Source organism: Candidatus Chloroploca mongolica (genome assembly GCF_004762035.2).
GTDB classification, from domain to species: domain Bacteria; phylum Chloroflexota; class Chloroflexia; order Chloroflexales; family Chloroflexaceae; genus Chloroploca; species Chloroploca mongolica.
On sequence record NZ_SIJK02000036.1, the window covers coordinates 47,998 to 54,395 of the forward strand.

The following is a 6,398-nucleotide window of genomic DNA, read 5'->3' on the forward strand; positions in this document are numbered from 1 at the left end:
TCCTACTCAGCTAGGTGACGCAGAAGACGCTTGACCTTCTTGCGTTCATTGCGATAAACCAGCACAAAGAAGACGAACAAGAGGGGTAATAAGACAGGCCAGTTGGCCCGTTCATCCTGAAGTTGCCGCATCAAGGCACGCATTTGCACGAGAAACGGGTACCGTGCGATCTGAACCTCAAGAATATTATTGATCTCTCTTTGCCAACGCGACGGATTTGCACCAGACGATGCTTCCATTATGAGGCCTCCAAACTAGGCTTACAGGGGGCAACACGCAGCGTACGTTCGGCGCGATAGGTCACGAGACCCGGCGGGCCACCCGGTATTTTGCGCACAAGGGCCCGCCGACAGAGGTCAACCTCAACGGCGGCTTCATCGCGGGCCTGGCTGAAATAGGCGGCCAGGCAGGCTGCTTCGTGCAACGTAGGTTCAGGCACTTCGCGGCCGCCCGAACGCACCAGCACGTGGGATCCATGCAGGGTACGCACATGCACCCAGAGATCGTCGCTTCGTCCGATCCGAAAGGTCACCTCCTCATTCTGGCGGGCGCTGCGCCCGATATAGAGATCAAAGCCATCACTGGAGACCAGGTGCAAGGGGCGGGTAGTAGCAGGGCGTTGGCGTCGCCGGGACGTTGTGGGATCGGGATGCTCACGGATAAAACCGAACTCTTCGGCTTCGCGGGCGATCTGTTCAACCTCTTCATAGGTATCGCTGAGTTGGAGCAGCACCACCAGTTGATCGAGCGCGGTGAGTTGGGTTTCAGCCTCGGCAAGGCGTTCAGGCAGGCCCGCGACCGCGCTCCGGGCCTTCTCATACTGGCGAAAGCGGTCGCGGGCCTGTTCAACCGGCGAACACTGCGGATCAAGGTTAATCACCCGCCCTTCGACCTCAAGGCTGGTCTGACCGGGGCGCAGGCTATGGAGAAAGGCAAAGATCATCTCGCCTTCCCAGCGCAACTGATCGAGCTCGCGGGCACGTTCGAGTTCAGTTGCAAGCTGGTCGTGGCGGCGCGCCAGGCGGTCACGGGTCGTGCCAAGCGCTTGAACGAGAGCCTCGCGGCGCTGCGTATGCCCGGTCACGACCTCGCGGGAGGCGTAGAACTGCTCGAGGGCCGCACTGATCGACGATATGGACACAACCGGGTTGAGGTGGGTCAACGTGTAGGGGGCATAAGCAACCGGCCCTTCGGGACCAGTGGCGAGCGAGGGGGCGGCTTCCTCCCCCATCATCTCACGTAAACGAGCGGCGAGCAAATAGTGGGGCAACGGCTCATCAAGCCGCGCCTGGGTACGTCCGAGCGCCCGGAAGACGACTTCACGTGCAAGCTGAGGCGAAACACCGCGATACCCGGCAACAAGGGCACGAACCAGATCCGATTGGCCGGTCTCGGCGAGGGCAGCGAGGCCAGCCGCCGTAGCAAGGGTCGGATCGCGGCGGTCGGGCGGCGGTGGCAACTCGTAGACACGGCGGGGCATCACCACACGGCTACTCATCCGCGGCGTCACGCGCTTGATGCTGTCGAGGATCAGATTATTATCGTCAACGAGGAGAATATTGCTGCGCCGATCCTGCGGCTCAATAATCAACTCACAGGTCAGCAACTTGCCGGTGCGCCGAGGGCGCGGGCGTGGCGACGCCGCCAATTCGGCGTCCTCACCCGTCTCATCATCAAAGTCGGGTAGCGCATCAAAGTCATCATCAGGTTGCAGATCCAAGGACTCAGGTAACTGGTGAGAAACATCCCTGGGAGCGAGGACGTCCCGCGCTCGAACGTTCCCCGAGGGCGAGACGCCCTCGCTCCCAGGCGACGGGCTATCGGGGGAGAAATCAATGTTGCGGATCTCCTCAGCTTTGACTATACTAAGGAGAAGCACCCGTTCGAGAGGTGGTTGTTCAATGGCCGTGATCCGCCCACCGAGCACATACTTGCGCAAGAGGAGCAAGAGTGGTGTCTCTTGCTGAACACCACGGGTCAGACGCCCCTCGACCAGATGGACACGGGCCAATTGCGGGTGAGCTGAAGCAAGCAACTGATAGCGACGGCCATGGGCATAGACCTCAAGCCCGAGGCTCAGCGGGCCAGTCAGCAAGACACGCTGAACACGACCATGCAGAATAGTCGCTCGCAACTCTTCGGCGACTGCGGCAAGGGTCAACGCATCAAAATACATCGTTACGCCTGGCTCCTCTTGGATCGTGCCGCACCCTCGTGAGGCCCAGAAGTAGGATACCACAAACGTGAGAACAGAACCATGACCGAGCATCATTATAATCCACTGCTGGCAGGAGCATCGCCCCAGCCATTGCTGATCGTCATCTCGGGGCCATCGGGGGTCGGCAAAGACTCGGTCTTAATGCGCATGCGGAAACTAGGGTTACCCTTTCATTTTGTCGTTACGGCCACAAGTCGGGCGATTCGACCCGGCGAACTTGACGGCTACGATTATCATTTTGTGAGTGAGGAACGCTTTCGCGCGATGATCGCCAACGAAGAACTGCTCGAATGGGCAGAAGTCTATGGGCAGTACAAAGGCATCCCGCGTTTTGAGATTCGGGAAGCAATGGCAAGCGGGCGTGATGTCGTGTTACGGATCAATGTTGATGGCGCGGCGACAATCAAAGCGCTTGCGCCCGAGGCGATCTTTATCTTTCTCGCCCCCGGCTCGCCGGAAGAACTCCGGCGGCGGTTGATGCTGCGGCGCACCGAAGATCCTGCCGCGCTTGAGCACCGACTCGAGGTTGCCGCAGACGAAATGGCCCGCCTTGATCTCTTTGATTATGTCGTGCTCAACCGTGAAGATCAGCTCGATGAAGCCGTGAATCAGATTCATTCGATTATGATCGCCGAAAAGCAACGGGTTTTTCCGCGTCAGGTAGCGTTGTAGGGTCTGGGGTCTAGGGTCTGGGGTCTGGGGGCAAAGGAAAGCAGCAATGATGATTAGTGAGCGGTTAGAAGCCGATTTGAAAGTTGCGATGAAGGCGGGGGAGCGCACCAGGGTGGAGACCATTCGCAGTGCGCGGGCCGCCTTGCAGAGTGCCCAACTTGAGGCAGCGAAGCAGCGTTTTGATACCGCAGCGCGCGCCATTGAAGCAGAACACGCCCACGATCCAGTGGCCCGTGAAGCGGCGCTGGCCGCAATTGATGCCCAGGGGCGCGCAAGCTTGACCGCCGAAGAACAAGAAGCCGTGCTCACCAAAGAGGTCAAACGGCGCTATGAAGCTGCCGAGATGTACCAAAAAGCTGGACGCATGGAATTAGCAGCCGTTGAAGAGGCTGAGCTTGCCATTTTGCAATCGTATCTGCCCCGTATGCTCAGTGTTGAAGAGTTACGGCCTGAAGTTGCGGCCATGATTGCCGAATTGGGGCTGAGTGGCCCGGCGGCAATGGGCAAACTGATGCCGACTCTGATGGAGCGTTTCAAAGGGCGCGCCGACGGACGCGCCTTGAGCCAGGTAGCGCGTGAATTACTCGCCAACGGGTAAGTCACCGCACTCCTGCGACTTCGCTACCGTGAAGTCAACATACGTCGGAAAGAGGCTGCGGCCCCGAGCCGGCGCTCTGTGCATATGAATACTACGCGACCACGCTGGCTTGCCAGCCTTCCCCATGTTCGACCACAACGTCAGACCGTGGCTGAGCCAAGACGTCTGCGGATAACCCTGTTGCTTGAAGGGTTGCTGTTGATGCTTGGCATCTGGGCCGCGCTCACCGTAAGTTTACCTGGACAATATGGGCAACTTGAGGTTGGCGTACCGAGCCCGATCAGCATCTGGGCACCCAACGAAGTGAGTTATGTCAGTGAAGTATTGACGGCGGAGCGTCAGGCACAGGCCGCCAACAGCCCTGACAACCTGATCTATGTCTATGATCCGCAGATTCCGGTGCAACAGCGCCAGAATCTCGTTGTATTGCTCGATACCATCACGAGTGTTCGTGAAGACCCATCGCTAACACGGGCGCAGCGCCTGACAACGCTGGCCGAGATGCCCAATGCGGCCCTGGAGATCAGCGAGGCTCAGGCCGATGTGATTCTGACGCTCGATGAAGTGCGGTGGGATCAACTGCGCACGCAGACCCTTGCCCTTTATGATCGGGCGATTGAGCGGTACGATTTTGCGATTGACGAGCGGGCGTTGTTGCAATTGCGTGAACGCTGGTTGACCTACTGGCTCGCCACGACGAATCTTTCGCCGACACAGCGCGATCTGGCGACCTTCTTTACCGAGTCGTTTCTGCGGGTCAACCGTACGCTTGACGAAGCAGCCACAGCGCAACGCCGCGAAGAGGTCTCTAACAACGTACCGCCGCAGTCTGTCCGTGTGCTGGCGGGTGAGCGCATTGTAAGTACCGGCGAAATTATCACTCCCGAGATCATCGAGAAACTGCAGCGCACCGGCGCGATGCCACGTCCGCTCAGTTGGAGCGATATTGTAGGGCGAGGGCTCTTTTCGGCCCTGCTTGCGGCCGGATTCATGGCCTACGCTGTGATCTACGAAGCGCCGCTTGCCATGCGTCCACGCTCGCTGGTGGTCTTGATCATCTTGATCAACGCAACCCTGATCGCCGCACGCCTGCTCTTGCCCCTGGTACCAGCGTGGCCGCACTATTTTCCCCTGGCAACCATGGCGATCATCTTCGCGGTTGTTTTTAGCGGGCGCATCAGTATCACGGCATCGGCGCTGATGGCGGCGGTGATCGGGGTGATGGAGCAGGATGCGTTGCCGCTAGCGATCACGCTTGTTGCCACCTGCGTCGTTGCGGTGCTGGCGGTGCGGTCGGCAGATCGCATCTTGACCTTCTTCATTGCAGGTGTGAGTGTCGCGATGACGGCCTTTGGGATGACCCTGGCCTTCTGGCTGATGGACAGTCCATCATTCCAGAGCGCAACAATCTCAACGGCCCTGATACCAATGTTGCTCTTTGCCGGAATGAATGGCGGGATCTCGACGATCCTTGCCTTGGGGGTCTTCAACCTGGTCAGCCGGGCCGCCGGTCAGGTTACGCCTCTTCAATTGATGGAACTGGCACACCCATCGCGGCCATTGTTGCGCAAGTTGATCCGGGAAGCACCGGGCACCTACTACCACAGTGTTGCGGTTGGCAACCTGGCCGAAGCGGCCGCCGAGGCGGTCGGGGCCGATGCGCTCTTGCTGCGCGTAGGGGCCTATTATCACGACATCGGCAAGACGATCAGGCCCTATTTCTTTACCGACAATCAGATGGGGCGCGAAAATGTGCATAACGATCTCGACCCGATGACGAGCGCGCAGATCATTGTGGATCATGTGCGCGAAGGGGTGAAGATGGCGCAGGCCGAGGGGTTGCCGTCGCAGATCGTGGATTTCATTGCGACCCACCATGGCACTGGCGTGATTCGCCATTTTTACCAGCAAGCCCTGCAACAACAGGATAGCGTCAACGAAGCTGATTTTCGTTATCCAGGACCGCGCCCACACACCCGTGAACAGGCGATCATGATGTTAGCCGACTCGGTTGAGGCGACCGTGCGCTCGAAAGCACAGAATGGCAAACTGGCCCCATCGCGAACCAGTGACGGCCAGGTCTCGGGTGGACTGAATGGCGCAATGGCCCTGGACGAACTGGTCAAGAGCATTATCGAGACACGGGTGCGTGAAGGCGAGCTTGATCTAGCCCCGCTGACGATGCACGATCTGACCCTGATCAAGCAGGCGTTCGTGACGAGTTTGCAGTCAATCTACCATCCCCGCGTCGATTATTCGCCGCAGACGGGGCGGTAGCACCGTCTCGGCGGAGGGCGGGGCCGGGGCCGGGCAGGGGCCGGGCGGGGGCCGGGCAGGGCCGGGCAGGGGCCGGGCAGGGCCGGGCAGGGGCCGGGCAGGGGCCGGGCCGGGCCGGGCAGAGGCAAGCCCTGCCCCTACATTATCATCCGAAACCGTAGGGGCAGGGCAACCGCAAGGGTTGCCCCTACGGAACCACCGTCATCGTTCCAAACCGTAGGGGCAGGGCAACCGCAAGGGTTGCCCCTACGGAACCACCATCATTGGTCGAAACCGTAGGGGCAGGGCTTGCCCCTGCCCCTGCCCCCATCACCCCGGGCCGGGCAGGCGTCGTCGTCCCGGGCCGGGCAGGGTAGGGAAGGGCAGGGGCAAGCCCTGCCCCTACATTATCATCCGAAACCGTAGGGGCAGGGCAACCGCAAGGGTTGCCCCTACGGAACCACCGTCATCGATCCAAACCGTAGGGGCAGGGCTTGCCCCTGCCCCCATCACCCCTGCCCCCTGCCCCTGCCCCCATCGCCCCTGCCCCATCACCCCCATATTTTTATGCGGAATAATGGCAATAATGCTATGCATGTACTTACCGTTCGCTTATTTCTAGACAGGGTTCGGAGAATCTGGTAGGCTCGTGGT

The 6,398-nt window shown here is 59.9% G+C and carries 6 protein-coding genes; 3 read left to right on the top strand and 3 right to left on the bottom strand.

Annotated features, from left to right (window positions below; translation table 11 throughout):
• Positions 1-2: 2 nt before the first annotated feature.
• Both EYB53_RS17755 and EYB53_RS17760 read right to left on the bottom strand, forming a co-directional pair.
• Positions 3-239 carry a hypothetical protein gene (locus EYB53_RS17755; RefSeq protein ID WP_135479750.1) on the bottom strand — a complete coding sequence of 79 codons (237 nt, stop codon included), beginning with the start codon at positions 237-239 and terminating at the stop codon, positions 3-5.
• The gene (locus EYB53_RS17760) at positions 239-2,176 is read right to left on the bottom strand and encodes an Rqc2 family fibronectin-binding protein (protein ID WP_135479751.1); all 1,938 of its coding nucleotides are present in this window, start codon (positions 2,174-2,176) and stop codon (positions 239-241) included. The genes EYB53_RS17755 and EYB53_RS17760 overlap by 1 nt, the downstream gene beginning before the upstream one ends.
• 81 nt (positions 2,177-2,257) lie before the next feature.
• On the opposite strand from EYB53_RS17760, the gene EYB53_RS17765 reads away from it, so the two are divergent.
• From EYB53_RS17765 to EYB53_RS17775, 3 genes are all read left to right on the top strand, one after another.
• The gene (locus EYB53_RS17765; RefSeq protein WP_135479752.1) at positions 2,258-2,890 is read left to right on the top strand and encodes a guanylate kinase; all 633 of its coding nucleotides are present in this window, start codon (positions 2,258-2,260) and stop codon (positions 2,888-2,890) included.
• Positions 2,891-2,936: 46 nt separating this feature from the next.
• On the top strand, positions 2,937-3,488 hold the full coding sequence (locus EYB53_RS17770) for a GatB/YqeY domain-containing protein (protein WP_135479753.1): 552 nt from the start codon (positions 2,937-2,939) through the stop codon (positions 3,486-3,488).
• 84 nt (positions 3,489-3,572) lie between these two features.
• Positions 3,573-5,765, top strand: a complete 2,193-nt coding sequence (locus EYB53_RS17775; protein ID WP_135479754.1) for an HD family phosphohydrolase — start codon at positions 3,573-3,575, stop codon at positions 5,763-5,765.
• A 381-nt stretch (positions 5,766-6,146) separates the two neighbouring features.
• On the opposite strand, the gene EYB53_RS17780 is transcribed toward EYB53_RS17775, so the two are convergent.
• Positions 6,147-6,341, bottom strand: a complete 195-nt coding sequence (locus tag EYB53_RS17780; protein WP_135479755.1) for a hypothetical protein — start codon at positions 6,339-6,341, stop codon at positions 6,147-6,149.
• Between the last annotated feature and the right edge of the window lie 57 nt (positions 6,342-6,398).

Bases quoted from the DNA above. Each gene is read 5' to 3' on its own strand.
- EYB53_RS17760 (WP_135479751.1), bottom strand. From the start codon at position 2,176: ATGTATTTTGATGCGTTGACCCTTGCCGCAGTCGCCGAAGAGTTGCGA.
- EYB53_RS17780 (WP_135479755.1), bottom strand. From the start codon at position 6,341: ATGCATAGCATTATTGCCATTATTCCGCATAAAAATATGGGGGTGATG.
- EYB53_RS17765 (WP_135479752.1), top strand. From the start codon at position 2,258: ATGACCGAGCATCATTATAATCCACTGCTGGCAGGAGCATCGCCCCAG.
- EYB53_RS17755 (WP_135479750.1), bottom strand. From the start codon at position 239: ATGGAAGCATCGTCTGGTGCAAATCCGTCGCGTTGGCAAAGAGAGATC.
- EYB53_RS17770 (WP_135479753.1), top strand. From the start codon at position 2,937: ATGATGATTAGTGAGCGGTTAGAAGCCGATTTGAAAGTTGCGATGAAG.
- EYB53_RS17775 (WP_135479754.1), top strand. From the start codon at position 3,573: ATGAATACTACGCGACCACGCTGGCTTGCCAGCCTTCCCCATGTTCGA.